The organism is Brevibacillus sp. 1238 (assembly GCF_029892995.1).
GTDB lineage: Bacteria > Bacillota > Bacilli > Brevibacillales > Brevibacillaceae > Brevibacillus > Brevibacillus parabrevis.
Genome location: NZ_JARXWC010000011.1, coordinates 87333 through 114179, shown reverse-complemented (window position 1 = coordinate 114179; position 26847 = coordinate 87333). Strand labels below are relative to the sequence as shown.

Below are 26847 nucleotides of genomic sequence, written 5' to 3'. Positions count from 1 at the left end.
TGGCGAGAGAATGGAAAGAATTGTAACACTTGACTAAAAAAACTGCAAATTCCCATTGAAAAATATAGTAAAATAGGAAAGGCAACGTAAGCGAGTGGAAGAGTAGGCAGGCGGATTGCCTGACGCAATTGTCTATCTATTTAGAAAAAGAGGGTCGCTCAAAGCGCTGTGCTTTTGTGCGTTAAGCTGCTGCATTGTCAGTTCGCGCTGTCATGCTTCCTCCGTTTGCTTTCAGACAAAAAAAGTTCATCCATTCCCTTCATAGAAAAGCAAAAAGAAGACGAGGATATGGCAAGGGTGACTTTTGGAGTGAGGATGCAAATGTGGTAAGATATTTCTATTGTTGTTTGGGGAGGGAAGCATGTGAGCGAACTACGCAATCCATGGCAGTTACTATACCGGGTCTATCGTCACGTTCAACCTGTTCTGGAGCGGGAGTTTGCGGCTTGGTACCGAAAAGCGCAGGCCATTCCGAATCCTGAGCTGGGAAAACAGGCGCAAGACAGCATGAACTCCAAAAAGTTTCACTGTCAGGGTGGATGTGTGTACGCCGCACAGGTCATTCCTTACGTGGAGACGATTGTGCCGTTGATCGTAGCTTATCAGACGATCAGCGACTACTTGGACAATTTGTGTGATCGAAGCACGTCACTAGACCCCGAGGACTTTCGTCAGCTGCATTATTCCATGCAGGATGCATTGACGCCTGGCGCGCCTCTGCGGGACTACTATTTATATCGGGAAGACAAGAATGATGGCGGCTTTTTGGCGGACTTGGTACAAACCTGTCAACGTTATGCGGCCAAACTGCCTGCTTACAGCAAAATTCAATCCAAGGTACTGACCTTCTCCTGTCTGTACAGCGATTTGCAGGTGCACAAACATATCGCGCAGCATTTGCGTGAGAAGGCGTTGCTCGATTGGTGGGACGATCACAAGGAACGCTTCAGTTATTTGCAATGGCAAGAATTTGCGGCGGTCACTGGCTCGACGATCGGGATTTTCGCTTTGTTTTGCCTGGCGACAGATGAAAAGGTAAACGAGGAAACAATCGAGGCAGTCAGCGAAGCGTATTTTCCTTGGCTCTGCGGATTACATATTTTGCTTGATTACTTGATCGATCTGGAAGAAGACAGACTGGGCGGAGATTTGAATTTTGTCAGCTATTACGAATCCGAGCGGGTAGCGACGGAGCGCTTGCAGTTTTTCATAAAACAAGCAAAGGCAAGCGTTAAACGCTTGCCAAATCCTGCATTTCACCGTATGATCGTGGACGGGTTGGTCGCATTTTATCTGGCAGATCGCAAAGTAAACCGCAGCCAGCCACACATATATACCATCGCTAGACAGCTGCTGAAACAGGCAAAAGGGTTGCCTTCTGTCCTGTTTTACGTGAACAGCCTGCTTGTACGGCGATAACGGAGAAGAGGTTAGCGCATATGCTTGCGCTTGTACGAAAAGCCAAATCCCATCAATGAGAAGGCAACAACGATACAACCAAGGATACCGAGGGGGCTTTTTTCCCCGATGGAAATGCCAACTCCGATGAGACAGGCGGTTACGCAAAATGCCAAAGCCAGTGTTACCATTTGATAACGATTCATCGGTTTGTAACCTCCTATCTGTCAATGTTCCCATTATACCTTATTTTCCGCGAAAAGCATCCAGGGAAAGATTCCGGAAAACCTAGTAAATTTTTGTACGAAGTGGTGGAGAACGTAGATGGAAAGCATTATACAAATTAGAAAAGGGAATCAATTGGTGGAAGGCCACGTGACATACGAAGAAGGAGATTTAATCGAAGCGGTCTTCCCCCAACACTTGGATGTGACGGTCGGTGATCAGATTCCATGTCTGTTGACCGCTGATTATGAAACCATCAGCAACTTTGAAGCAGTCGTCGTGGCGCGGGACAAAAATCGGCTGTTTTTGTTCCATTCGCCAACGGCCAGCGAGTTTCGCGAGCAACGCAGGCGCTATCCCCGCTTCGATATGGAAGTGAAGGGCTGGATTCAATATCCGACCCAAGAGCCGGATTCGTTTTTTTCCGTATACAGCCAAATGGTGTATTTGGTGAACCTGAGCCTGGGCGGACTGGCATTTCGGGCGGACAAACCTGTTCCCGTCGAGCAGGCGCTTGTCTTTTCCTTTGAGTTGTACGGGCGCAACAGACCGGATGGGGTCGTAATCTCCGAGTTGCAAATTATTCATGAGCGGATTGAAGCGCCGCATTATTTTTACGGCTGCACGATCAAAGGGATCAACGCGCGACATTTCCACAATTTGCGCAAATACATTTTGCACAGGCAGATTGAGGAGCGCCGAAAAGTGAAAATCGAATAACTCATTTCGTGAATTGGTCAGCGGGACCAATTTTTTTTTTGCAATTGACAACGGCTTTCCATTCGTTACTACCTCATTCCGATCCCTGATCTTTCAGTCATTTGTTCACTCGGAAGTGTCAGTGCAATCGCTGGCTGTCATTGTTCTGCATTTTTTCTTGACAACGCTGCTCGTATACGGGCTGTTGAGGCTGGTGGCCGGACGACTGGGCTGGCGGGATGACGCGTTAAAATGGAATGTGCTCGCTGCTACTTTGGCGAATGTCGGTTACTTCGGTTTGGCTGGTCTTGCCTGTCCTGATCGCCTGGCCGCTCGCCATGTGGATGAGCGAGAATCCAGTAGAGAGAGCGGTGATGATCCTGATGTTCGGGATGCCGACCTCTTTGAACCTGTTGTTGTTGGCAAAGGATCAACGGCAAGATACGAACGGGTTTGCGATGATTATTTTGCTGACGACGGTCATTAGTCCGTTTACGCCGGGACATGGCTGTTTCCGGCAAAAAAGAACGGCCCGGGCTGCCAGCGAAAGCTAGACGGTCAGGGCCTAAACGAAGTTATCCCGCTTGTCGAGAAGAGGCAGGAGAAGAATTTGCTGCCCGATTTCCCCAAATCCAGCGTTGCAGCACAATGGCAATTCCCCCGACAGCTGCGACGAGCAAGCCTATCCATAAAAAGCTTTTCGCCGGACCGAGCCAGGTCATCAAACCGCCGCCCATGAGCGGTGCGACGATAAATGTCACGCTGGAAAGCGAATCAATAATGCCCCGTACGCGTCCGAGTGCGTGTATGGGCGTTTCTTTTTGAATGAGGTAGTTCAGCCCTACGGAAGTCAACCCTGTCCCGATGCCGGCGAGCAACGAAGCCAGCAGCAGCCAGTAGATGGCCGACCCTGGCTGGAAGAGGCCGATCCAGGAAAAGCAGATGCCAATCAGCAGAACGCCGCCGCCAAGCACCCAGCCGTACGAGCGAATCTGGCCCCGCCGATGCAGCCATGTGATCGTCAAAAGCGCACCGAGTCCGATGACACTGACCGAGTAGCCGACGATCTCCGGACGATTCGGCACCTTTTCGCGGAAGATGACAGGAAGCTGCGCGTCTGCCAATTGAATCGCCATCATGGCGAGCAGCGAAAAAAGCGCGCTTACGAGCAAGACCCGATTTTGCAAAAAGACAGCCCAGCCTTCCTGCCAGGCGACGCGAAGCGAAACGGCTTTTTCTCCCGAGTCCGAGGCGGATTTGGGAAGGCGTCTCTCCACATTGCGAATCGTCAGCATGAGCAAGGTAGAGACGACATAGCTCGAGGCGTTGATCATGAGACAAATCGCGGGTGTCAGGATTGCGGCGATCGTCCCGCCGATCAACGGCCCGATCAGCTTGGCGGTTTGATAAATGCCTCCGTTCAAGGAAGCTGCCCGCAGCAGATGTTCAGGAGAAACAATTTGCCGCGTCAATGTCTGGTGGGCAGGATCGTTGAAGACGGAAGCGCAGGAGCGCAGGGCGATGACGAGCAGAAACGACAGCGGGTCAGGCATGGCGAGCAAAAGCAAGGTGAGGCTGGCCTGAACCATGTTGGCTGTCATGATCATCCGGACTTTGTGCACCCGATCAGCCAGCACCCCAGCAAATTGTCCGAGCACAATACCGGGAGCAGCATACGCAATCGGCAAGAGAGCCATCGTCATCGGATCGGCCTCCCAGACGTAGCCCAAAAAAATGGCGACAGCAATAAAATCGAACCAGTCTCCCAGCGTGGAAAGACCGTACGCAGTAAGCAGTGTCCGAAACGCCTTGTTTTTCTGTAACAAAAAAATCCCTCCATCGCATCGTGCTGATTTGATGATAAAAGGGATTTGTCAGAGGATTATCAAAAGCGGACGGACAGTTTGTGGATGATCGACTTTTTCAACTGCTCGAATTGGTATTGCGAGGATAAATCGTCCCACATTTTCTGATAGCGGCTCTCCCATTTGGCATCGCAGGGGAAGCGGCGGAAAAACAGCAGAATGTTGTGTACGGCGTAAATCAGGTGCGGGACAAATTGGGTGGACCGGATGACTTCGATACCTTCATCGACCAGCCGCCTCGCTTGAGCTGTCTCTTGACGGTGATATTGGCAGAAGCCTTGCAGCACTTTAAAGCTGCCCAGCTCCCGTTGCATCGGAACCTTTTGCAAAATGACAGAAGCTCTCGCCAGCTTGCTCTCGGCTATCTCAACTGAATCGGACAAAAGCTCCATCCACGCTTCCTCTGCCAACAAAAAAAGCGTGAAGCTTTCCGAATCCATTTGTTCCACGATTTTTCGCGCGCGGACCGTCTGCTCTCTGGCAAGCTGTTCTTCACCCGCCTGGATGTAGAGGGCGACGGCGTTGATTTGTATTTCGTCGCGAAATATTTCCGGCATCTCCGCTTGTCTTTTCACTACCTCCTGAAACACATGGATCGTTTTGCGCCCATCCATTTCCGTCATGTGGTAGAGGTGGAACAAATAAAATAGCTTTTCGCTCATCGGTGAATCCGTGTCCTCGATAAACCAGGCAAAATCCCCGACGACAAAGCGGATGTACATGGCGTAAAAAGGGTCCAGCTGAAATCCGAGAATTTCTTGATTGGCTGCGAGAGTCTGTAGGGCTGCACCCATCCCCATTCCGTGGTAGGTGGACAGCATTTGCCGGATGTGATCGGAAAAGTTTTCGTTCAAAGCATGGAGCTGGGGCGGCGGCTGATGCTGCTTCCATGTCAGGCGGTAGCCTACCCCTCGCACTGTGTCGATGGTGAATAGATGGGACCATTTTTGCAGCTTTTTGCGCAGCCGATAAATGTGGTCGTCAATCGTCCGGTCTGTCGGATTTTCCAGCGGCCATACGGCGTCGAGCAAATTTTCCCGGCTGAAGGTCCGGTTTTTCCAGCTGTACATGTATTTCAGCAAGGTGTATTCTTTTGGCAAAAGAACAACGCTTTCCCCACCGTAACGAACTGCAAGCTGGTCATCCTGCCATGAGATCAATTCCATCTGAACGACTCCTCATCAAGACCGTATTTCTTCATCTTATTGTAAAGGGTGCCCCGTGAGATGCCGAGCAGCTCGGCTGCCGCCTTTTTGTTTCCGTACGTGCGTTCCAGAGCCGCGATCACGCGCTCTTTTTCCGTCTGTCCGGGGGGATGATGCATCGCCAACGGATTTGCCGGGACGTGCACAGGACGCGTTGCTGCCGGGGCGCTGTACGTACTGTTTATGGACGCAAAAGCAGCGGGAGGAATCTCTTCATGCTGGGAGCGAATCGCGCTTGGCAAATGCTCCGGGGAGATGACGCCGTTTTCTTGCAGGATCGACAGGCGTTCAATGACATTCCGCAACTGCCGAATATTGCCTGGCCAGCTATAGTCGAACAAAGCCTGCATCACCTCTGACGCGATGCGCGGCACGGCTTGCTCATGCACGACAGAATACTCGTGGATGAAGATTTGGACAAGCTCCGGCAAATCTTCGCGTCTGGCGCGCAGCGGGGGAATTTCCAGCGAAAAGACGTTGAGCCGATAATACAAGTCTTCGCGAAAACGGCCGTCTGACACCATCTGTTCCAGTTGGCGGTTGGTTGCTGCTACGATGCGGGTGTTGACGGTGATCGGCTCGGTTCCCCCTACGCGGTAAAATTGCCGCTCCTGCAGGGCGCGGAGCAGCTTGACTTGCAGCTCCAGCGGAAGCTCCCCGATTTCGTCGAGGAAAAGCGTGCCGCCATGAGCCAGCTCCAGCTTGCCTGGCTTGCCTTTTTTCTCCGCTCCGGTAAAAGCGCCCCCCTGGTAGCCGAACAGCTCGCTTTCAAACAGCGCTGCCGGAATCGCTCCGCAGTTGATGGCGACAAAAGGCTTCTCCCGCCGTCTGCTGGCTTGGTGAATCGCTTTGGCAAACAGCTCTTTGCCCACGCCGCTTTCGCCGTAAATCAGCACGGTGGCGTCGGTTTGGGCGACCTTTTTCGCAGAGCTGATGGCGGCCTGAATGGAAGCGGAATGCCCTTTAATCACGTAAAAAGGATCATCCGCCGCCTGAAATCGGCTCATTTCCTGCTGCAAGTTGTGCAGGTGGGCAGTCGTGTGCGCCAGCTCCTCATTCAGCCGGACAAGCTCGGTAATATCCTGTTCAATCGAAATCGCCCCGATGATCTGCCCATCCTGGCGAATCGGTGCGGCATTGATCAGGACGTGGCTGTCCGGGCGAGGAATATGGTACACCCGTTGAACAGACGTGCCCTGGCGCAAGGCGTCCAAAAGGCGGATGGACTCGCTGGCAAAGTGCTCGTCAAGCGAGGTGCCAAGCACTTGATCCCGGTCGATCTCGTAAATGGTTTCAGCGGCCCGGTTCCAATACTGGACGATATTGTTGGAGTCGACGATCGTAATGGCTTCGCTCATCGTGTCCATCAAGGTGCTGAGCAGGACAGACTGGTTTTGCGTCAAATTGACAAAGGCGGCCAGCAATTGATTCGGCAAAACAATGCCTGTTGCCCGTTGTTCCCTATCGACCGTGACCAGTGTGGGCGTGGGAGTAGTGGCGAGTGCCAGGCGGATATGTTCCAGACACTGGGCAAGCGTCGCGGTCGCGGGAACACAAATCACCGCTACATCACGCTCGCCGTTGCGCCATACACCCTCCTTTTCGCCGTCGCGTAATTTAATATCAAGAGGATTGACTGGAATTGCCAAGTCCGAGACAACACTATCCAGTGAGAATAGAGGTTTCAAATCGTCACTTCCTATCCACACTAACAGGTAAAAGGGACTGGTCATCTGCTTAGCCCTTACCCGTCAGTAATTGTAACTAATCAGAAGTGTACAAGAATAGACACGAAATGTACATATGTGTTGAAGCGTATGTACAGCAGTCGTGCTCCATCATGATTGGCAAAGTCAAGATATCACGAACCAGGCTGTGTTGGCACGGTTTATGCTAGTACAAATGATGCAGAGTACGTTGAGGAGGAGACAGTCAACGATGGAACAAGCTATGAAGGATTTTTTCTTATTCTTATCCAAAAATAAAGCGATGAATGCGGCTGCGAAAAAATGGGGGCTGCGCTTCGGGGCCAGCCGTTTTGTATCCGGTGTCACGATTGCAGAAGCAATCGCTGCCGTACGCAAGTTGAACCAGCAAGGTCTTGTTTGCACACTCGACCACTTGGGTGAATTTGTTTTCAGCCTGGAAGAAGCAAACGAGTCAGCTGACTACTGCATCAAAACATTGGAAGCGATTCACCAATCCGGTGTCGATTGCAACCTGTCGCTGAAAATGACTTCGCTCGGTCTGGATATCAGCCGCGAGCTGTGCATGACAAACATGAGACGCATCCTCGATGCAGCGAAGAAAAACGGCAACTTGTTCGTGCGGATCGACATGGAAGACTACGCACACAACCATGTGACGATGGAAATCCTGAATGAGCTGCTGGAAGAATACGACAATGTCGGAACGGTTATTCAAGCTTACCTGTACAAGGCTTCCGATGATATCGACAGCCTGAAAGACAAAAAGGTGAACTTCCGTCTGGTAAAAGGCGCTTACAAAGAGTCCGCGGAAGTCGCTTACCCGAACAAGCCGGATGTAGATGAGAACTACAAAAAAATCATCAAACAACACCTGCTGAATGGCGGATATGCTGCCGTAGCCACACACGACGACAACATTATCGCTTATGTCAAACAACTGGAAAAAGAATACAACATTCCGCGTACACAGTTTGAGTTCCAAATGCTGTACGGTATCCGCACGCAATCCCAGATCGATCTGGCTCGCGAAGGCTACAAAATGCGCGTATACGTGCCATACGGAAATGACTGGTACGGCTACTTCATGCGTCGTCTGGCAGAAAGCCCGGCAAACGTGAAGTTCGTGCTCAAAGGAATGTTCTCGAAGTAAACCGCATACAACGCGTGAACCACACCCCTGGAGCTTTTCAGGGGTGTTTTGTGTTAGGATGGAGCCAAGAATCTGCCTTTGAGTGAAAGGGGTTATTTTCGTGCACGCATTCCAGATCCCGCTTATGCCTCCGTACTCCTTCGAACGACTTTTTCAACGGCTGCAAACTCATCCTGATCCCCAACTGGAAGTACAAGCAGAAAACAATCTGCTCAGGCGCGTTTTTCGGGTCGGGTCACGCCCGGTTTTGACCAGCTTGCAATTTGTGGGAAGTATCGATCAGCCGGTCTTGCAGGTCGGGACGACTTCGGCTTTGTCAGCAGAGGAACGAGACGAGCTGGTGCGCACGATCCGTCACGTTTTTTGCGCTGACCTCGACCTTTTGCCGATTTATGAACAAATGCAGGAAGAAGCTGAACTGGCTGTTTTGGTCAAACGGTTTCGCGGCCTGCGCTTGATGCACGACTCCGATCTGTTCCAGTCGATGGTCAAAACGATTATCGGTCAACAAATCAATCTGACCTTCGCGGCGAATTTGACGCAACGGTTGCTGACATTGGCAGGCGATGAGGTCGTGGACGAGCGCGGGGTGAAGTTTCTCGCTTTTCCTACCGCGGAAGCAGTCGCCAGGCTCGCTGTGGAAGATTTGCGTCCCTTGCAGTTCAGCCAGCGCAAAGCGGAGTATATCATCGACTACGCGCGTGCGATTGTCGATGGAACCGTGGAGCTGGAGCGGCTGTGGGCGATGGAAGACGAGGAAGTTGTGGCTCATCTGACTGCCTTGCGCGGAATTGGCCGCTGGACAGTGGAGTGTCTCTTGATGTTCGGAATGGGCCGTCCCAATTTGCTGCCCGCCGCCGATATCGGACTGCGCAATGGGATTTCGCTTGTATATAAACTAGATACAAAGCCGGACGAGAAAGAAATTCGTCGCATGGGAGAACGCTGGGAACCGTGGCGAAGCATATATTCTCTATACATTTGGGAAGCGGTAGGCGCCGTCAAGCGCAAAGAGGTCTGGGAGGAATAGTTGTCACCTTTGACGAAAAATTCTTTACTTTTCAACAAATTACAGTTGATAAATGAAGAAAAATTAAGTTATACTAATAAAAATTTTATAAAAACCAACAATATGGTGGGGAGTAACATGAGAGATTTAACAAAGAGAGAAACCATTACTGTAGGACTTATGCTGTTTGCTTTGTTTTTTGGAGCCGGAAACATGATTTTCCCGCCAGCGCTTGGACAGGCAGCGGGTGAAAATGTATGGATTGCCATGCTCGGCTTTATTGTGACCGGAGTGGGCTTGCCGCTCCTCGGGGTGATCGCCGTAGGATTGGGCGGCGGCAATCTGCAAGCGTTGGCAGGGAGAGTTCATCCTCTGTTTGCAACCGTCTTTACGTTTATTGTGTATTTGTCGATCGGGCCATTCATGGCCATCCCGCGAACAGGTACGGTTACTTACGAAATGGGCGTTCTGCCGTTTTTGTCTGAATCGGCAAAAGGAAGCCCGCTTCCGCTGCTTGTGACCACGATTGTTTATTTTGCGATCACGTTTTGGCTGGCATTGAATCCGAGCAAGCTTGTAGACCGAATTGGGAAAGTTCTGACTCCTGCTTTGCTGATCATTATTGGCATCATGTTTGTCAAATCGCTCCTTCAGCCGATGGGCGAGGTAGGAGTGGCGACGGGAGATTACCAGCATACCGCCTTTTTCAAAGGGTTTGTCGAAGGTTATCTTACGCTGGATGCGTTGGCCGCGATGGTATTCGGTATCGTCGTCACTGCTGCGGTAAGGGAAAAGGGCATCACTGACCCGAAAAAGCTGACATGGTCGACGATCAAGGCGGCTGTCATTGCAGCGATCGGCTTGGGGCTTGTCTACCTGGCGCTGGGATACATGGGGGCGACCAGCTATTCATTGGGACAGTCCGATAATGGCGGACAAATTTTGACGGGCGCTGTCCAGCATCTGTTTGGTCCACTCGGCAATCTGTTGCTCGGCGGCGCGGTATCACTCGCTTGCCTGACAACTTCTGTCGGGCTGGTGACGGCATGCAGCCGCTTTTTCTCCCAGCATATCCCGGGTGTTTCCTACAAGACAATGGCAATCATTTTGAGTGTGTTCAGCGCGGCTGTTGCCAATGTAGGGCTGACGCAGCTGATCGCGATATCCGTTCCGGTGCTCATGGCGATTTATCCGCTGGCGATTGTCTTGATGCTCGTATCGTTTTTCCACAAATCATTCAAAGGCTACGCCGCTGTTTACCAGGGGGCGATTATTGCCACAACGGTGGTCAGTTTGTTGGATGGATTTGCGCAGGCTGGCATCAAGATCGCGGCGCTCGCGCCGATTTTGGAGCATTTGCCGCTGCACAAGGAAGGGATCGGCTGGCTGCTTCCTGCCATCGCCGGAGGGCTGATCGGCTATCTATGGGGCAGCTTGCGTCCCGGCCGCAAAGACGGACAAAAAGTGTTGGAGCAAAAACTGGGCAAGGTGTAGGCTTTGCTTTGCCGATCGATCAGATGAAGAAAAGACGACGCGCCGCCTTGCAAAAGGGTCTGGCGCGTTTTTTGTCGCTTGTTCACTTCCTGCTATTCCCGGACAGTTAGGACTTCTATCCGTCCACAACGAGGATGATCTGTGTTACCATGGGAAAAAGCTGTAGCGTCTGCAACGGCACTTTTTTCCTATGCCGTTCAAAGGAAAGGAGGTTGTTAGCCATGGCCCAAATGAAGGTCCTCGTAGCTGATGACGATCCAAATGTACGCGAAATCATTCGCCTTTATTTTGAAAAACAACAGTTCGAGCTTGTCGTCGCCAAGGATGGACGGGAAGCTCTTGCCCTTGTAGAGACGGAACAACCCGATGTTTTGATTCTGGATGTCATGATGCCGCAAATGGACGGTTTTGAGGCGTGTCGGGAAATTCGCAAAAAATGGGATACGCCGATTATTATGCTGACGGCAAAAGATGAGGAATTTGACCGTGTGCTCGGTCTGGAGCTGGGAGCGGACGACTATGTGACCAAGCCGTTCAGCCCGCGCGAACTGGTGGCGCGAATCAGGGCGATCATGCGCCGCCTGCAGCCAAAGCCGAAGGTCGAGGAGGATGCGCCGCGCATTTTCAGCTTTGAGCAGTTGACGATTGACCTGGACAAGCGGGAGGTCATCGTCGCGGGAGAAAAGGTCAGCTTTCGCCCGAAAGAATTTGATTTGCTCGTGCAGCTGGTCAAATCGCCAGGCAGCGTATGGTCGCGCGAGCAACTTCTCGAACAAGTGTGGGGCTTCGATTATTTCGGAGACGTCCGCACCATCGACGTTCATATCAAAAAGATCAGACAACGGCTGGAAAATCTCCCGTATGAGTGCATCCACACAGTCTGGGGGATCGGCTACAAGTTTGGGGTGGAGAGCTGATGCTGGGCACTTCCAAAAGCATTTTCCGCCGTCTGCTGTTCAGCTTTTTGGCTACTGTGCTTGTCGGACTGGGCATTTCCGGCATCCTGCTCTCCTTTTTTGCGAGGGAGTACATTTACAATTCCAAGGAAGAAGAATTGCTGCGGATGGCGAAAAAGGTCAACGTCGCGATTCACGACAGCAATCGGGTGAACAAGGAGTTGCTGGACAAGCTGGCGATGCTCGACGAATCGTTTGACACCCGGATATGGCTGTTCAACAAAGAGGGGAAAATTGTCGCGACTTCGATGAAGGACGAAGTTTTCACCGGAAAGTCGGTCGCTGTCTCGATCGCAGATAACGTGCTGAAAGGCAAAAATGCGGTCACGGAATTGAAAATCGAAGGACTGGAGGACCCGATGCTCTCAGTCTCTGTGCCGTGGGGCGAGGGGGAGCAGGTGTACGGGGGAATCATCCTGCATGCTCCAATCGAAGGGATCGAGAAAACGTTCGGGCAAATGCGCGAGTCGATTTTATGGGCTACGCTGTTCGGCGTTGTGCTGTCTACGGCGATGGTTTCCTACTTGTCCTGGTCGATTTCCCGCCCGTTGCGCACGATTGAGCGGACGGCTGCGGAGATCGGCAGGGGCAATTACGCAGAGCGCGTCCAGGTCGATACGCACGATGAAATCGGCGATTTGGCTCACACGATCAACACGATGGCGGAAAAGCTGGAAAAGGTCGAACAGGAGCGGCACCATCTGGAACAGGTGCGCAACGACTTTCTCGCCAATGTGTCGCATGAGCTGCGCACGCCGCTGACGGCGATGCAAGGATTTTTGGAGGCATTGCAGGACGGACTGGTAGAAGATGAGGAAGCGCGGCAAAAGTATTACGCCGTCATGTACTCGGAGACGATGCAGGTGAATCGTCTGGTCGACGACTTGATGGATTTGATGAAGCTGGAGAACAACGAGGTCAATCTCGCCAAGTTCCCGGTCGATGTGGCAGAGGTCATGAACCGCGTAGCTTTTTCATTCCGGCAAGAGGCGGAAGAAAAAGGGCTTCAACTGGTAGTCGAGGCCGAAGCGGAGCTGCCGCGCATCTACGCGGACAAGGATCGGGTCGCGCAAATTTTGAAGAACCTCGTGAAAAATGCGCTGAAATTCACTACGGCTGGCGAAATCCGGATGACCGCCGGGCTGCAGGAGCAATGGATGCGCATCCAGGTGCAGGATACGGGGATGGGGATTGCTGCGGACGATCTCGACCGGATTTGGGAGCGATTTTTCAAGGTGGATCGCGGTCGCTCCAAAAACAATAAAGGTACAGGGCTTGGACTTGCCATCGTCAAAGAGCTGGTAGAGCTGCACGATGGCGTGTGTCGCGTGGAAAGTGTGCCGGGGGAAGGCAGCACCTTTACTATTTTGTTGCCGATCATGCCGGTATCGCCCGTATCGCTCGTCAAACAGTGACCATGACGCTGCTTGCGGTCATGGTCATACTTTTTTCATAATTAGATCATGGTTTTTTCCTATTCTCCTTACAGAATGGTTATCTTTGCCCGTTACGATGTTCTTGTGACGGCGAGAAGGTCACGAAGCCAAGGATGAAAGGAGAATGAGCATGAATAAAAAATGGATTTCCATTGCAGCTGTCGCATTACTCCTGTCTGGAAGCCTGGTTGCCTGCTCCAGCACAACAGGGACGCCTGAACCAGCGACACAACAAGAAGGCACCAGTCAAACGACACCAGCTACAGGTGATGGACAATCGAGTGACAACTCGGTTTCGGAGGACAAATCGACGTCTGATGCATCGAGCAACAGCTCTGATGCGACAACAGGCGGCTCGGATAGCACAAGCACGTCATCTGACGCACCAGCGGCTGACAGCAACAGCTCAGACAGCAAGTCTGACGCAGGCGCTGCTGGAACGACAGGAACGGAAAACAGCGGATCAGCCGATCAGTCTACATCAACTGATACGAGCAAGCAGTAACGATTCGATTCGCCAACTGGAATCACGTTTGTAATGTTTGTTGAAACTCCTCTACTTCCCTCCCGTTTTATATAAATGGTTGACGGCTCCGTGCTGTCCCGGCTGTCGAGAAAGTCTCGGCAGCTATTTTTTTTGCTGTGGCATCTGATCTGGCTGAACGGGAATCATCCGGCGGAGAAAGAGCGTCCAGCATGGGTCACTATAGCGCACGCGTAAAGGGCTACTCCATCAAAAGTGGAGTAACCCTTTTTTCTGCACAGCCTAGCTGGTTTCGATACACGCATATGTATTGGAGAAAATCCGTTTTTCGAGATCGTTTTTCTTTCACTGGGTGTTGTTCCAACATGGATAGCAGTCGGCTTTTCAAATGGTCAGGGAGCAAAGCGCGTCATCCATATCCATCTGCTTTTTGTCTGATTTTACGATAAAATGGAAAAAAGGCGAGGGGGGAACATTGTGATTACATATCCGGTCTTGAAAAAAGGCAGCACAATCGGCGTAACGGCTCCATCGTCCGGGGTGCCGGCTGAATTGCATGAACTGCTTACACTTGCCTGCAAACGAGCGGAGGAACGGGGCTATTCAACCGTTTGCAAAGACACAGCATGGACGCAGCAAAAAGCAAGATCGGCTGATGCAGCCATCCGCGCAGCAGAATTTAATGCCATGCTTCGCGACGAAAACATCGATCTGATCATCCCTCCATGGGGTGGCGAACTGTTGATTGAAATTCTCGATCAGCTCGATTTTGAAGCCTTTCCCGCCAAATGGGTGCTTGGCTATTCCGATATCAGTCTGTTGTTGCTTGCGATTACATTGAAAACGGGTGTAGCCACGGCTCATGGCACCAATCTGATCGACTTGCGCGGGGAGAGCATGGATGCGACGACAGCCCAATGGGAGGCTGTACTTTCGACCAAAACAGGCGAGCAGGTTGTACAAGAGGCGTCCGAATACTACCAGGCAGAGTGGCAGCACGACAACCCATCACCTTATGTGTTTCACCTTACTGAGCCGACTCGTTGGAAAACGACCGAATCAGAGCCAGTACATATAACGGGACGGCTGCTTGGCGGTTGCATAGACACGATCCGGCATGTGATCGGAACACCCTACGGGGATGTAGCGCGGTTTCAACAAACGATGATTCAAAATGAACAACTGCTGTGGTATTTGGAAAACTGTGAATTGTCGGCTGCCGACTTGCGCAGATCGCTTGTCCAGATGAAGCTGGCAGGCTGGTTCGCTCACTGTGCCGGGATCATGTTTGGACGCAGTGCAGCGAATCACGCTGTTCAGGGCTATACAGCAGAGGACGTGTACCAGGAGCTGGCGGATGAGCTGCGAATCCCGATTTTGTACGATATTGATTGCGGACATATGCCTCCGCAAATGACGTTTGTCAATGGAGCGAGAGCCACGGTCGATATGGCTGAGGGAAGAGCGAAGGTTACGCAACATTTTTGTCCGTAGCGGCATGGAAAAAAGGACAGCGAGCGAGTTGCCAGCTGTCCTTTTTCGCGTTTGTTTATGATCTTTTCGCTGAATCGGCGGTTTCAGTGGCAGTGCGCTTGCGCAGATTGGACAAGGCTACGCCGAGAAAAATGAAGGCAGCTCCAACGAAAAAGCTGGTGCCCAGGTGTTCGTGGAGCAACAGCCAGCCGAGAAAAGCTCCGACAATCGGCTGGACGAAAAAGAAGCCTGCGCCACTGCCAGCTTGCATAAGCTCAAAGCCCTTGTTCCACAAATAAAACGCTCCGGCAGTCGAGATTAGCCCGATATACAGGACGCCCGCCCAAATCTCCCAGCCAAATTGCCACGATATCGGGGTGACAGATAGCTCCCAGAGCATGACAGGACTTGTGAAGATGAGCCCGAACAAAGCGACATACGTTGTGACAAGCAGCGAGGAATAACGCTGCGTCGCTTTTTTGCTAAGGACGGTGTACAGTCCCCAGCTTACTGCTGCGACCAACAGAATCAGGTTTCCCGTCAATGACGATTGGGCATCCGCCTGATCCGGCACACCGATTACGATAATCACGCCAACCGTTGCAAGCACGATTCCGGCGGCTTGCTTGAAGTGAATGCTTTCTTTCAGCAGCCAGACGGCAAAAATCGCAATAAAAGCTGGAGATGCGGAAGTAATCAGGGCGCCCATATGCGCCGTAGAGAGCTTGGTGCCGAGAAATTGGGCTGCAATCGAGATCGTGACCCCGACAAAAGCAATGCCCATGAGCAACGGATAATCTCTTTTCTGAACGACTTCCTTGCGGGCCAAAGCGAATGCCCCCAACACGAGCAAAGCGATGCCGAATCGCAGGATCAACAAAGTAAACGGCGGAATGACTTCCAGTACGACTTTGCTCACGACATACACGCCGCCCCAAATCGCTGCCGCAAGTGTCAGGCAGATGGCGCCAAGCAATGACTGTTTCCATGGTGAATACGACATAACAACAATCCCTCCCGGAATGATCTGATCCGTACAAATAGGCTTGTATAGCCGGGAGGCAGGAAAAAAGACGCTTCCTCACCGACTAGGCGAGGACAGGCACATCACATTCATACAGGTGGCGCTTCATTGTGATTCACCTCCTTGTTAGCGGGATGAGGGTTCAAGCTTCAAGCCATTTGGCGACCAGCAGGACAGGCTGTGTCAACTGCCCGACAGGTGCTTCTACTTGACGATACTGCTCGTAGCCAAGCTTGCCCCAAAAAAGCAGCGCTGGTTCATTGTACGCGATAATACCATGGTGAATGTGTTTGGTGCCGCGCAATAGGCAAAAGTCTTCAAACAGCTTCACCGCTTCTGTTCCCAGCCCTTTTCGTTGCCAGGACGCATGCAGAACGAGCAAACTGACCCAGCTTTTCGCATCGTGCTCGCTGGAGAGGACGACGTGCATCACACCGACGGGAGCTTCCTTTACCGTCAGCAGGAGCCAATAGCCATGGGGGATCGCCAGCGCAGAATGGTACTCCGCTTCCAACTCGGAAAGGTTCATGGTGTCGGTACGGGAGCGCAGCAAGTTGTACTGTGGATTGCTGTTGTACATATCGAGCACGTACGGCAGCTCAGCACGCTGCATCTCGCGGATGACGAGTTGTTTTCCGGAAAAGGACAAGGTCATCTTGCGCCGCCGTATTTGCGAATCAGGCCGATTTGTCCGCCATGATACCCCATATGATAAATCAGGCGACCGAGAGCCTGACGGGGAGTCAGCGTGCCGATGGGAGCTTCGCATGCCACATCCCAGGCATCCTGTGGCAGAGTGGTCAAAGCATCGACGAGATAATCGTAAGACGCCTCGCAAATAGCTAAAAGCTCATTCATATCAGTAAAATTGCCTTCGTCCTTGACTGGACCAATCGTGGCCAGAGAGGAGATATAATCAGGAAGCGGACGCGCAAAAAACATGGTACAGAAGCGAAATTCGACCTCGGCGATATGGCGAATCAAAAAGCCAATGGAGTTTGATTCGGGAGCGAGCTTCAATGGCAGCTCGTCAGCCTTAAGGTTCGAAAGTGTGTTCAAATAGCGGGAACGGGCTGTTTGCAGAGAAGGCAGCAATTCTTGCTCGAACATGGAACCATCCTTTCACGTACCGTAATAGGCGCTTGTCCTTTCTTTTATTATAGGAGAATCAACGGGAAAGAACAGTGTGATCATTCGGAAAATTTTGAATGAATATTCACTCAGTTGCCGATTTTCGTTATACTAAAGAAAACAACAGCCAAGGAGTGAGAGAAAATGGCCCATCGCTTTGCGTTTACCGTGCAGTCTACGGATATTGATGTAATCGGTCATGTGAATAATGCCAAGTATTTGGAGTATATGGAGTGGGCGCGTTTTGACTGGATCTGGCAGCTCGGATTTACACTCGATGAATTGAAGCGGCGGGCCATTATGCCTGTGGTCGTGAATATTAATATCAACTATCGCAAAGAGTTGCGGATGAGAGAAGAGGTTTATGCGATTACGACAGCGCTGCGGGTGAAAGAAAAAAGCTTCGTGATTCGCCATGAGCTGTTCAACATACATGACGAGCTGGTGGCCGATGCGGATGTCACGATGGTGATGATCGATGCCAACACGAGGCGGTCCATATTGCTGCCGGAGGAATTGAAAGAAGCTCTGGAAAAAGAATTGGCTGCGAAGTAAATCGTACGGCAATCGGCGATGAAAAAGCCGATCAGCTAGGCTAATCCTGCTTGAGCACAGGGATATCTTGTTTCAACTCCGAAACAGTGCCCTTAGCTCCAGCACTTCCTTTATCAAAGCATCCAGTTTGGCGTTTGTTTTATCCTTTCGATCCAAAAGAGCGCGAGTAACCAAACGAAGCTCATTCATTCCTTCCAGCAACTGGTCAAGCTTCTCTTCTGACATGTCAATCCTCCTCCTTTTTCGCAAATGATGCCAAAAACGTGATGGCGGCTCTCATAATCCGTTACAATGATCTTAGCAAAAGACAGAGCCTTGCGCAGGTATTATTTAGAGGAAAAATGGAAGAGGAAGTGACCTACATTGTCTCGATTCAGTACGATCCTGTTTGATCTCGACGATACGCTGTTTGACTTTTCCGCTTGCTGGGAGCAGGGGATGCAGCAAACGATTGCCACTCATGCATTAACAGCAGGCATGGATGCTGCCGGACTGCTTTCGGCGCTGCGTCGCCACGGTGACGATCTGTGGATCGACGTCATTGCGAAAAAATACGATTTCACGCAGTATCGCCAACTGCGGATGCAAAGGGCAATGGCTGATTTCAACCGGATCATCGAAGCCCGGGACGTGGACGATTTTCAGCGTGCGTACCAGGCGGCGTGTCTCGATGCCGTACAGCCTGATCCATCCGTGCAACAAATCGTTGCGCAGCTGGCGGAGCAGCACAAGCTTGGCATCGTCACCAACGGCCCGGTTGATATGGCGTTTATCAAACTCGAACGTTTAGGGTTGTCCTCCTATTTTCCGCAAGATCGGGTGATTATTTCCGAGCTTTTGGGCTATCACAAGCCAGACCCGCGCATTTATGCCACGGCACGGGAACGGCTGGAAGCAGCGAGCGGCGAAGTTTTGTTTGTCGGCGATACGTGGGAAGCAGATGTCGCCGGAGCCATCGATGCCGGCTTTAGCGCGATCTGGCTCAACCCGAAAGGAAAGACGGCGACCACAGACCACAAGCCGCTGGCCGTGATCGAACGCCTTGATCAACTGCCGTCTTACTTATCATTCATGTGATCTGTTGCGCCGAAAAAGACAGCTTCGTCCCGGCAAAATGTCGGGATAAAAGCTGTCTTTTTCGTTTACTCGCCTGTACCGCGTTCTGTCCATTTCTTCCGGACGATGATGATCAAGTTCACGGTAATCACTCCGATCAGGAGCCATGTGGAGGGAGTCCACAAGTCGTCATTTTTGAAGATAATCCGATAGACAAAGACAGTGGACAAAATCAATAAAATCATTTTGCTAGACATAGGTATCATCATCCTGCATAAAGATTTTTTCCAGAGAGGGAACTTCCACATTCACACCGTAAATATCCACGCGTTCCTGTACGAGCGCGCGTACCAGCGCGGCGACTTTTTGTTCCTCATCCACTTGAAGCGAAAAGCGACCATCCCCCCAACTGAGGTTGCGACCGAGCGATGCGATAAATGCGTGCAATGCAGGGTGCTCGTCAGTGGCAAAAGCGGAGTGGCGAACTTGTACCTGCCGCCATGTCTGTTGCGCTGCCTGCAACTCGTCGAGGCTGCCGAGCGAAGCGATTTTTCCGCTTTTCATGATGGCGATGCGGGTGCAAATCTTTTCTACCTCATGCAAGTTGTGCGAGGTCATAAAAATCGTTTTGCCCTTCTCGTGCAGACGGCGCAGCAGCTCCTGAATGTGCAGGGCGGATTCGACGTCAACGCCAGAGGTAGGTTCATCGAGGAACAAAATTTCCGGATCGCCGATCATTGCCTGGGCAATTCCGAGTTTCTTTTTCATCCCGAAAGAAAAAGTTTTTGCTTTGCGCGAAGCATGTTCAGCAAGCTCTACCGCTCCGAGGATGCGCATGCACTCCTCATTCGTCAAGGCAACTCCTTTGACACGGGCAAAATAGCGCAGATGATCGGCAGCCGACAGAGAGTCGTAAAAAGTGGAATAGTCCGGCAAGACGCCAATGCGCCGTTTCCATTGTTCATCGCGGACGTCCTGGCCAAACATCTCGATTTGTCCGGAAGTCGGGCGAATAATCCCTGTCAGCATGTTGATAAAAGTAGACTTCCCGGCTCCGTTTCGCCCGAGAAACCCGAAGATTTCCCCGCCTTGTACAGACAGGCTTACTTGATCGACGACGGTGCGGTCACCGAAACGTTTGCTCAATTTCATCGTTTGAAAGACGGCCATTAACAATCCCTCCTTTGGAACAAATACATGGAAGCGCCGAGAAACAGGACGACATAGCCCCAGATGACTCCGACCCACGCGCCGCCTTTTTCCAGGTAAGTAAACGGAGTCAAGTAAGCGATCCACTGTGCAGCAGGCTGCTCGGAAAACGTGCTCCACAATCCAAGACCCGGGAGCAGCATCGCCACGACAATTCCGAGAAACATCGTGTAGCTCGGGCGCGGAACTACGAGAGACAGCAAGAGAGCCAGCGAAATGCAATAGACGAGCAGCGACAAGCAGTGCAAAAAGGTTTTGGCGTCAAACGTATGCACAGTAGCGAGTACGACGCCAAAAGTAATCACGAGACAGCTCAGCCAGAAGCAGAGGATTCCGAGAAATTTCCCCAGGATGATCTTGTTCCGGGAAGTGCGGGTGACGAGAAAGCGAATCGTCCGGCCTGCCAACTCACGGTTGATGACGTCATGCGACAGACTAAAGACGAAGAGCGGTCCCAAAAGCATAATCAATACAAAAACGCCCAAGGCGTGTCCCTTCGCCAGTTCTTGTTGGGGGATCAAAGTTGCCGCTTGATTGACCAGATCGGAAACCCAATACGACACGCCGACGATAAAGGCGATCGTAATCAGTGACTTGATACTTTTGAACAAACGAAAATATTCATGCCTGCAAATAGCCCACATAGTGTTATTCGCTCCTTTCTCCTACAGCATAGAGGATGAATCTTTCCTCTACGAAAACGCAACCTTACCATTACCTTATCTTTTATAATGGCCGCCCCCGCTCGTGATATGATGAGGGGGAAAAGGGAGTGAGAATGTGGAACAAGAAGCGAGAATTTTGCTGGTAGATGACGAGGAAGCGATTTTGCACATGCTAAAAACCGTTTTGCAAAAAGAAGGCTTCGTACATATAGATACATGCACAAGAGCCGAACAGGCGCTGCGGATGGTCGAGGAACGCCATTATGACTTGCTGATTCTCGACGTCATGCTGCCGGACAAAAACGGCTTTGAGCTTTGCTCCGCTGTTCGCCAGCGCACGAAAGCGCCGATTTTTTTCCTGACGGCGAAAGGAACCGACTTTGACAAATTGAGCGGCTTTGCTCACGGGGCAGACGATTATATCACCAAGCCTTTTCATCCATTGGAAGTCGTCGCCCGGATGAAGGCGCACTTGCGCCGAACGCTGGGCGGGCCAGCACCTGCGCCGGAAGCGAAAATTTACGACTTCGGCCGTTTTCAGGTCAATGCGGAGGCAGCCGAGTTAACCGTGAACAACGAGCGGGTTGACTGTCCGGCGCAAGTCTTTTCTTTGCTGGTGTTTTTTTGCCAAAATCCGAATCGCGTGTTCACCAAAGAACAAATTTACGATCACGTCTGGAAGGACGAGTACGGGCTGTTCGATGAAAATACGGTGATGGTGCACATCCACAAGCTGCGCCAGCGAATCGAGGAAAATCCGGGACAACCGAAGTATTTGCTTACCGTCAGAGGATTGGGATACAAGCTGGTGACGCCAGGGAGACAGGCATGAATCTGCGCAAAAAGCTGATCATCCAATACGTTCGCCAGTTTTTCGGCTTTTTGCTGGTTTTGCTTCTGTGCCTGATCGGCTCGCTCATCGTTTTGGGCTATCGCCTCATGAACGAGGAGCTGGAAACGGATCTGTCCCGCCTGGTCGCTTCCGATTTGCGCATGCAGCTCGAATGGGAGCAAGACAAGATAAGTGTCAACGACCGAGTGAAAAAAAGCGTCGATAGCCACAACGGCTGGCTGCAGATTATCGATCCGAAAGGGAAGCTTTTGTATGCGTATCGCACCCCGGCGACTATCCCGCAAGCGTATGAGCCGGGAGAGTGGATCACGCAGACGCAAAACGACCAGGCTTCGGCTTACTACGTGAAGCATTGGGTGGTAGAACAGGAGCTGTCGGAGCAAAAAGTAATCGTGCTGTACGGGACGCCAGCTCCGGAAAACGCCTTGATGGCGCAGCTTTTGGCAGCAAAACCGACAGTTGGCTCCCCGGTTCCTGCCGAGCTTGCGAACAGCTTCTCCCGGGAAAAGGGCTGGTACGCCATTTATGATCGGCAAGGCAAGCTCGTCGCGGAGTACAACGCAGCAGATGCAGCCAAGCAGCTCGATCTGATCCCGATTTTACAGAACGGCAAAGAAAGTCGAAACGTCCCTGTCATCACCACTAGCCGCTACGACAAGGCGAGCGGTTTTACGTATATCGTGGGTGTTGCCAACCCGTGGTATCGCCCGGGAGCTGCGGCTGAGTCCGTCGACAACATGATTGCCTATTCGTTTTTGCAGGTGGGCGCCGTCCTGATTGTGTCTGTGCTGCTGGCGGGCAGCTGGTATGCGCTGCGGGTCGGGAAACCGCTTTTGCATATGGTGAACTGGCTGGGCAACCTGGCGCAAGGACGCTATGCAGAGCCGATTGGCAAAAACGGTCGGCGCATCGGAACGACGCGAAAAGGCAAGCGGAAAAAGTCGTTCGCCGTCTTTCAGGACATTTTTGATGCGTTGGCGAAGCTGAGCCATACTTTACAGACCAATGAAGAACGGCAAAAAGACATCGAGAAAACGCGCGAAGAATGGATATCCGGGCTTTCCCATGATTTGAAGACGCCGCTCAGCTCGATTTTTGGCTATGCGACCATGCTGGAGTCGGAGCAGTACGAGTGGGGCAGGGCGGAAGTAAACCAGTTTGGCCGAACGATCCGGGAGAAAGCCGATTACATGAATGGCCTGATCGAAGACTTGAATTTGACGTACCGCTTAAAAAACCACGCGCTGCCGCTGATGAAAGAGCCAGTGTCTGTCGTGGAGGCGATCCGCAGAATAACAGCTGACCTGGTAAACGAGCCGAGCGCGTCTGGGCACGAGATCGAGTTTGAGGCTCAAGAGGAAAAAATCGTGGCGCTGCTCGATCCGAAATGGTTTTCGCGGATCGTCATCAACATTTTGACCAATGCGATCCGGCATACTCCCAAAGGGACGCTTGTGCGCGTAGAGGTCAGTCTTGCTGCCCCTGACAGCTTTGCAGTTCGCATCGCGGACAATGGTCCGGGGATGGACGAAAAAACAAAAGCGAGCTTGTTTGAACGCTATTATCGCGGGGGGCACACCAAAGAGGATACGAGCGGAACCGGACTGGGGATGGCTATCGCCAAACAGCTTGTTCTCGCCCACGCCGGGAACATCGAGGTCAAAAGCGAGCCGGGGAAGGGAACAGAGGTAGTGATGACGTTTCCTTGCCAGACGCAGACAGCAAGTCATGGCAGCCAGCCGACAAAGACATAAAAAAAGGTGCCGCTGATAGTCAGGCGGCACTTTTTTTTGCAGAGCTTCTTAGTGAATGGCGTTTTTCTTGAACTGCCCGCCGCGTACATCGTGGATGTTGCCGACTGCCAGGAAGGCATTCGGATCAAGCTCCTCGACGATCAGCTTCAGCTTGGCTTCTTCCAGACGGGTGATGATGCAGAAAATGACTTTCTTGTCATCTCCGGTATAACCACCCTCCCCTTTCAAGTAGGTGATACCGCGTCCCAAACGGGCAACGATGGCGTCTCCCAACAACTTGTGGTTTTCGCTAATGATCCAAACGGATTTGGATTCCTGGAAGCCTTCGATGGTCAGATCGATCATTTTGAAAGCAATGTAATAGGCAATCAGCGAGTACATCGCGCGATCCCAACCGAATACGAATCCGGCACTGCTCAAAATGAATAGGTTGATAAACATGACGATCTCACCAACGGAGAACGGAGACTTTTTGTTAAACAGTACTGCGATAATTTCCGTACCATCCAGAGAGCCGCCGTAGCGCAGAACAAGTCCCACTCCAATCCCCATGATAATACCGCCGAACACCGCAGCAAGCAGCGGATCATCCGTCAGTCCGGGAACGGGATGCAGCAGAGTGGTTCCGAGGGACATGATACTTACCCCGAAAAGCGTAGAGATTGCAAAGGTCTTTCCGATTTGCTTATAGCCGATTATGAGAAAAGGCAAGTTAAGCAAGAATAGGAAGATGCCAAGAGACAGAGATGTGAGATGCGAGGCAATGATGGAGATACCTACGATTCCTCCGTCGATGATCTTGTTCGGCACCAGAAAAATCTCCAGAGCCACAGATACAAGGGAAGCACCGACGAGAATAAAGAAGATTCTCTTCAGCAACTTTCCAATGGGTAATTTTTGATGAGTCGATTGTGCATTGAGTTGTTCCATCGTTTCTCTCCCCATTGTGAAATTTTGTACCTTTTTATTATAACATTCATTTTTGCTTGACTACTGCTCAATTGCACATTACACAAAAAAAATAAGCAAATTCTGATATGTATAATTGAATTTTGGCCGCAGATCAATCGGTCATAATCAAATAAGGGCACTCTCCGGTCGCCAGCACGATATCGAGGTCGATTTCTACCGTTGAGCCTTCGCTATTGAGGACGAAGAAGCGCTTGGAGAACGTCTGGCGATAGTGGCAAAGCAGTTGGGCGAACGGCTCCCAATCCGCTTGCAGCATGTTGCGGTTCAGCTCAAAGACGACGTTTTTCGCTTGGGTGGAGAGTACCCGTTCCATGCCGAGAAAAGCTTGGTATTCGCCGCCTTCAATATCGACTTTGACGAAATCAATGCTCTGGTCTGGCGGAAGCAGATCGTCGACGGCGACAGCGTCCACTTCGAGCTGGTCAAATTCATCCAGATAGTGCTTGTGGTAAGCTTCATTGTGTTGTTGCAGCGAGCTGTTGCCGAGGAAGCGACGGGAGGCGTAGAACGAAATGCGCGACTTCCGGGAAAAGGCCGCCAGCCGATAGCTCTGTACGCGGTCGTGAAAATAGTTGATAGAGAGATTGTCCAGCAGAAAGGCATGGCAGCGCGGGTGCGGCTCTAGCGCAAACAGCTTTCCGGTCGGTCCGATCAATTGACCGAGCAAAATGGTAAAATAGCCGATGTGGGCACCCAGCTCTACAACGACCTGACGAGGCTTCACCTGCTGGCAAAAATAGCGGGTCAGCGGGCTCTCATGGGTTCCGTTTGCCGCAAGCTCAACGCCCACACTCAAGTCTTCCGAGGGACTAAGCAGCTTTTTGCCATAGCAAGTCGTGAGCAAAAGCCGATTGTTTCCCAAATAGACAGGGGAATGCATCCAGAAATCAGCTCCTTGTCGCATTTTTGCCAATACAGTACAGCGTATGTACAGCAGGACGTTCTGAGACGTGTTGCTTTTTTGCGCAAGGCATGGCGCAAAAAAGCAGCGGATTTGTCCGACTGGCTCGGTGTCATGAGGCTGTCTTGGCGGTGTGAGCATCATTTTGCGGGCGCCGTGACGATGACTTGACATATATACTGCATACAAACAGCAAAAAGGCCGCCCTTGATGGACGGCCTTGCTTTTTATTCTTTCGTAGCAGCTACTTCAGAAGCAGCTTTATTGGATGCATGGTGATCCTTGTATTCATCAGGGCCGATGATGCCAGCTGCGCGATCTTGTTTCTCCAGCTCCAGTGCTTTTGGCACAGACAGCCAGTAAGAGAGCGCGATTGCAATGACACCTGCGCCGAGCTTGCCGAGCATGACAGGCAAGATGATGTTAGGCTGGAAGTTCGCAGAGAAGGACAAGTGGTCACCCAGCAAGAACGCTGCACATACGGCAAACGAGATGTTTACCACTTTGTCTTTTGGCGGCATGGAACGCACGAGACGGAACATCGCCAAAATGTTTGCGACAGTTGCCAGAAGCCCCGCACTGCCTGTTGGGCTAAGACCCAGTTTGTTACCGAGTGCTTCCAGTGGCTTCGCCGCGTATTTACGCAGCAAGTATACCATCGGGAACGCACCGCAGAGCATGATACCGATATAACCGGCTGTTTCCAGGGCGCGGTACTGGTCTTTCGGGTCGGCGATGATCGGATCGAAGCCCCAAGCGCCAAAGAGGGTAGTAAAGATGCCAGTAAAGTATTGCACGATCGAGAACACGAGTACGAGTTTGATACCAGCGTCCATTGTTTTACCGAAGATCATGAATCCGCGAATCATCAGGTCAGGCATGAAGCGCAGACCAGCGGCAATCGCTATTACGAAAATGAGGATAGGAGACAAGTTCAGCAAAACCTGGCCGATTCCGATTGCAAAAGCGTAGGTGGAGTCAGCATTCGTAGAGATTTCAGCACGCACTTGCGCATTTGTCAAAGAGAGAATGGCACTGGTGATAAAAGCGCCGATCGGAACAGTCAAAATCCCGGACATGACGCCAAGCGCCATGTATTTGTGGTCGCGCTTGTCCAGCATGGCAAGTCCCATCGGAATGGAGAATACGATCGTGGCACCAGCCATCAGACCGACTACCATTGCCATTACCCAACCCTCGGTCGAGCTTTTCAAAATGTTCGCCAGTTGGTATCCACCCATGTCAGAGGCCAAAATCGCGGTCGCTGCCAGCGCAGGATCGGCGCCAATTTTGTGGAAAATCGGCGATACGGCTTTTTCTACAAACCAGGAAATATAAGGGAGAGAGGCCATGATACCGGCAGCAGGTACGAAGATGTAACCGGTTGAGTGAATCCCTTCCATGAACTCCTTGCCAAGCCCTTCATCGCTGTTGCGGATTGCTGCGATCGCACCGATGACTGCGCATAGCATGATGATGTAAATAATGACACTTCCAATGTGCTCCATGGACAACCCCACCTTTTTGAAAGATGTAAACAATAAAAGCGCTTAGGAATCCCTGAAAACAGGATGTACCTAAGCGCCTTTGCTTATTTTGTATGGACTTGTTTAAACAGCTTTAT

The 26847-nt window shown here is 51.5% G+C and carries 28 protein-coding genes; 14 read left to right on the top strand and 14 right to left on the bottom strand.

Annotated features, from left to right (window positions below; all coding sequences use genetic code 11):
• The first annotated feature begins 363 nt into the window (after positions 1-363).
• A complete protein-coding gene (locus tag M2298_RS21695; protein ID WP_173598661.1) occupies positions 364-1419 on the top strand; it encodes a tetraprenyl-beta-curcumene synthase family protein in 1056 nt (351 codons plus the stop codon).
• 11 nt (positions 1420-1430) lie between these two features.
• Here M2298_RS21695 and M2298_RS21690 read toward each other — a convergent pair whose 3' ends face one another.
• A complete protein-coding gene (locus M2298_RS21690) occupies positions 1431-1604 on the bottom strand; it encodes a DUF5325 family protein (RefSeq protein ID WP_005830013.1) in 174 nt (57 codons plus the stop codon).
• A 118-nt stretch (positions 1605-1722) separates the two neighbouring features.
• Between M2298_RS21690 and M2298_RS21685 the strand changes: the two genes are divergently transcribed.
• A complete protein-coding gene (locus tag M2298_RS21685) occupies positions 1723-2343 on the top strand; it encodes a PilZ domain-containing protein (RefSeq protein WP_063230480.1) in 621 nt (206 codons plus the stop codon).
• Positions 2344-2603: 260 nt separating this feature from the next.
• Complete coding sequence (locus M2298_RS21680; RefSeq protein WP_280649094.1) at positions 2604-2876, top strand: AEC family transporter; 273 nt, start codon at positions 2604-2606, stop codon at positions 2874-2876.
• Between the two features lie 21 nt (positions 2877-2897).
• Here the strand turns inward: M2298_RS21680 and M2298_RS21675 are convergent, their stop codons facing one another.
• From M2298_RS21675 to M2298_RS21665, 3 genes are read right to left on the bottom strand one after another with little or no spacing between them, the layout of a single operon-like run.
• Positions 2898-4148 carry an MFS transporter gene (locus M2298_RS21675; protein ID WP_280649093.1) on the bottom strand — a complete coding sequence of 417 codons (1251 nt, stop codon included), beginning with the start codon at positions 4146-4148 and terminating at the stop codon, positions 2898-2900.
• A gap of 59 nt (positions 4149-4207) precedes the next feature.
• Positions 4208-5353, bottom strand: coding sequence for a winged helix-turn-helix domain-containing protein (locus tag M2298_RS21670; protein ID WP_217022471.1), 1146 nt, complete (start codon positions 5351-5353; stop codon positions 4208-4210).
• Positions 5344-7080 carry a sigma-54 interaction domain-containing protein gene (locus tag M2298_RS21665; protein ID WP_217022470.1) on the bottom strand — a complete coding sequence of 579 codons (1737 nt, stop codon included), beginning with the start codon at positions 7078-7080 and terminating at the stop codon, positions 5344-5346. The genes M2298_RS21670 and M2298_RS21665 overlap by 10 nt, the downstream gene beginning before the upstream one ends.
• Positions 7081-7330: 250 nt before the next feature.
• Here M2298_RS21665 and M2298_RS21660 point away from each other — a divergent pair, with 250 nt between their 5' ends.
• The 7 genes from M2298_RS21660 to M2298_RS21630 all read left to right on the top strand — a co-directional run bounded on the left by M2298_RS21660 (position 7331) and on the right by M2298_RS21630 (position 15124).
• Positions 7331-8251, top strand: a complete 921-nt coding sequence (locus M2298_RS21660) for a proline dehydrogenase family protein (protein ID WP_063230470.1) — start codon at positions 7331-7333, stop codon at positions 8249-8251.
• 100 nt (positions 8252-8351) lie between these two features.
• On the top strand, positions 8352-9281 hold the full coding sequence (locus tag M2298_RS21655) for a DNA-3-methyladenine glycosylase family protein (protein ID WP_274874899.1): 930 nt from the start codon (positions 8352-8354) through the stop codon (positions 9279-9281).
• Between the two features lie 117 nt (positions 9282-9398).
• Positions 9399-10754 carry a branched-chain amino acid transport system II carrier protein gene (brnQ, locus tag M2298_RS21650; RefSeq protein ID WP_217022469.1) on the top strand — a complete coding sequence of 452 codons (1356 nt, stop codon included), beginning with the start codon at positions 9399-9401 and terminating at the stop codon, positions 10752-10754.
• Positions 10755-10975: 221 nt separating this feature from the next.
• Positions 10976-11671 carry a response regulator transcription factor gene (locus tag M2298_RS21645; protein ID WP_063230467.1) on the top strand — a complete coding sequence of 232 codons (696 nt, stop codon included), beginning with the start codon at positions 10976-10978 and terminating at the stop codon, positions 11669-11671.
• Positions 11671-13125: a sensor histidine kinase gene (locus M2298_RS21640; RefSeq protein ID WP_280649091.1), complete on the top strand. Its 1455-nt coding sequence runs from the start codon at positions 11671-11673 to the stop codon at positions 13123-13125. The genes M2298_RS21645 and M2298_RS21640 overlap by 1 nt, the downstream gene beginning before the upstream one ends.
• Before the next feature lie 151 nt (positions 13126-13276).
• Positions 13277-13651, top strand: a complete 375-nt coding sequence (locus M2298_RS21635; RefSeq protein WP_122966218.1) for a hypothetical protein — start codon at positions 13277-13279, stop codon at positions 13649-13651.
• A 456-nt stretch (positions 13652-14107) separates the two neighbouring features.
• The gene (locus M2298_RS21630; protein WP_280649090.1) at positions 14108-15124 is read left to right on the top strand and encodes a S66 family peptidase; all 1017 of its coding nucleotides are present in this window, start codon (positions 14108-14110) and stop codon (positions 15122-15124) included.
• Positions 15125-15179: 55 nt separating this feature from the next.
• Here the strand turns inward: M2298_RS21630 and M2298_RS21625 are convergent, their stop codons facing one another.
• From M2298_RS21625 to M2298_RS21615, 3 genes are all read right to left on the bottom strand, one after another.
• A complete protein-coding gene (locus tag M2298_RS21625; protein ID WP_280649089.1) occupies positions 15180-16106 on the bottom strand; it encodes a DMT family transporter in 927 nt (308 codons plus the stop codon).
• Positions 16107-16269: 163 nt separating this feature from the next.
• Positions 16270-16782, bottom strand: coding sequence for a GNAT family N-acetyltransferase (locus tag M2298_RS21620; protein WP_122966215.1), 513 nt, complete (start codon positions 16780-16782; stop codon positions 16270-16272).
• Complete coding sequence (locus tag M2298_RS21615; RefSeq protein ID WP_122966214.1) at positions 16779-17237, bottom strand: DinB family protein; 459 nt, start codon at positions 17235-17237, stop codon at positions 16779-16781. The genes M2298_RS21620 and M2298_RS21615 overlap by 4 nt, the downstream gene beginning before the upstream one ends.
• Before the next feature lie 165 nt (positions 17238-17402).
• On the opposite strand from M2298_RS21615, the gene M2298_RS21610 reads away from it, so the two are divergent.
• The gene (locus M2298_RS21610) at positions 17403-17813 is read left to right on the top strand and encodes an acyl-CoA thioesterase (protein ID WP_280649088.1); all 411 of its coding nucleotides are present in this window, start codon (positions 17403-17405) and stop codon (positions 17811-17813) included.
• A 72-nt stretch (positions 17814-17885) separates the two neighbouring features.
• Here the strand turns inward: M2298_RS21610 and M2298_RS21605 are convergent, their stop codons facing one another.
• Positions 17886-18038, bottom strand: coding sequence for a hypothetical protein (locus tag M2298_RS21605; RefSeq protein WP_229049827.1), 153 nt, complete (start codon positions 18036-18038; stop codon positions 17886-17888).
• Positions 18039-18176: 138 nt separating this feature from the next.
• Here M2298_RS21605 and M2298_RS21600 point away from each other — a divergent pair, with 138 nt between their 5' ends.
• A complete protein-coding gene (locus tag M2298_RS21600; protein ID WP_173597108.1) occupies positions 18177-18890 on the top strand; it encodes an HAD family hydrolase in 714 nt (237 codons plus the stop codon).
• Between the two features lie 65 nt (positions 18891-18955).
• Here the strand turns inward: M2298_RS21600 and M2298_RS21595 are convergent, their stop codons facing one another.
• From M2298_RS21595 to M2298_RS21585, 3 genes are read right to left on the bottom strand one after another with little or no spacing between them, the layout of a single operon-like run.
• On the bottom strand, positions 18956-19126 hold the full coding sequence (locus M2298_RS21595) for a hypothetical protein (protein WP_167470373.1): 171 nt from the start codon (positions 19124-19126) through the stop codon (positions 18956-18958).
• A complete protein-coding gene (locus M2298_RS21590; protein WP_280649087.1) occupies positions 19119-20039 on the bottom strand; it encodes an ABC transporter ATP-binding protein in 921 nt (306 codons plus the stop codon). Before M2298_RS21590 ends, M2298_RS21595 begins: the two co-directional genes overlap by 8 nt.
• A complete protein-coding gene (locus tag M2298_RS21585) occupies positions 20039-20722 on the bottom strand; it encodes an ABC transporter permease (protein WP_122966211.1) in 684 nt (227 codons plus the stop codon). The genes M2298_RS21590 and M2298_RS21585 overlap by 1 nt, the downstream gene beginning before the upstream one ends.
• Positions 20723-20858: 136 nt before the next feature.
• Between M2298_RS21585 and M2298_RS21580 the strand changes: the two genes are divergently transcribed.
• Both M2298_RS21580 and M2298_RS21575 read left to right on the top strand, forming a co-directional pair.
• Positions 20859-21575, top strand: a complete 717-nt coding sequence (locus M2298_RS21580) for a response regulator transcription factor (RefSeq protein WP_280649086.1) — start codon at positions 20859-20861, stop codon at positions 21573-21575.
• A complete protein-coding gene (locus M2298_RS21575) occupies positions 21572-23350 on the top strand; it encodes a sensor histidine kinase (RefSeq protein WP_280649085.1) in 1779 nt (592 codons plus the stop codon). The genes M2298_RS21580 and M2298_RS21575 overlap by 4 nt, the downstream gene beginning before the upstream one ends.
• Before the next feature lie 48 nt (positions 23351-23398).
• On the opposite strand, the gene M2298_RS21570 is transcribed toward M2298_RS21575, so the two are convergent.
• The 3 genes from M2298_RS21570 to eutH form a co-directional block, all read right to left on the bottom strand.
• A complete protein-coding gene (locus M2298_RS21570; protein ID WP_173597104.1) occupies positions 23399-24280 on the bottom strand; it encodes a YitT family protein in 882 nt (293 codons plus the stop codon).
• Positions 24281-24413: 133 nt separating this feature from the next.
• Positions 24414-25202: an FkbM family methyltransferase gene (locus M2298_RS21565; protein WP_122966207.1), complete on the bottom strand. Its 789-nt coding sequence runs from the start codon at positions 25200-25202 to the stop codon at positions 24414-24416.
• A 248-nt stretch (positions 25203-25450) separates the two neighbouring features.
• The gene (gene eutH, locus M2298_RS21560; protein ID WP_063230453.1) at positions 25451-26731 is read right to left on the bottom strand and encodes an ethanolamine utilization protein EutH; all 1281 of its coding nucleotides are present in this window, start codon (positions 26729-26731) and stop codon (positions 25451-25453) included.
• Positions 26732-26847 lie beyond the last annotated feature (116 nt).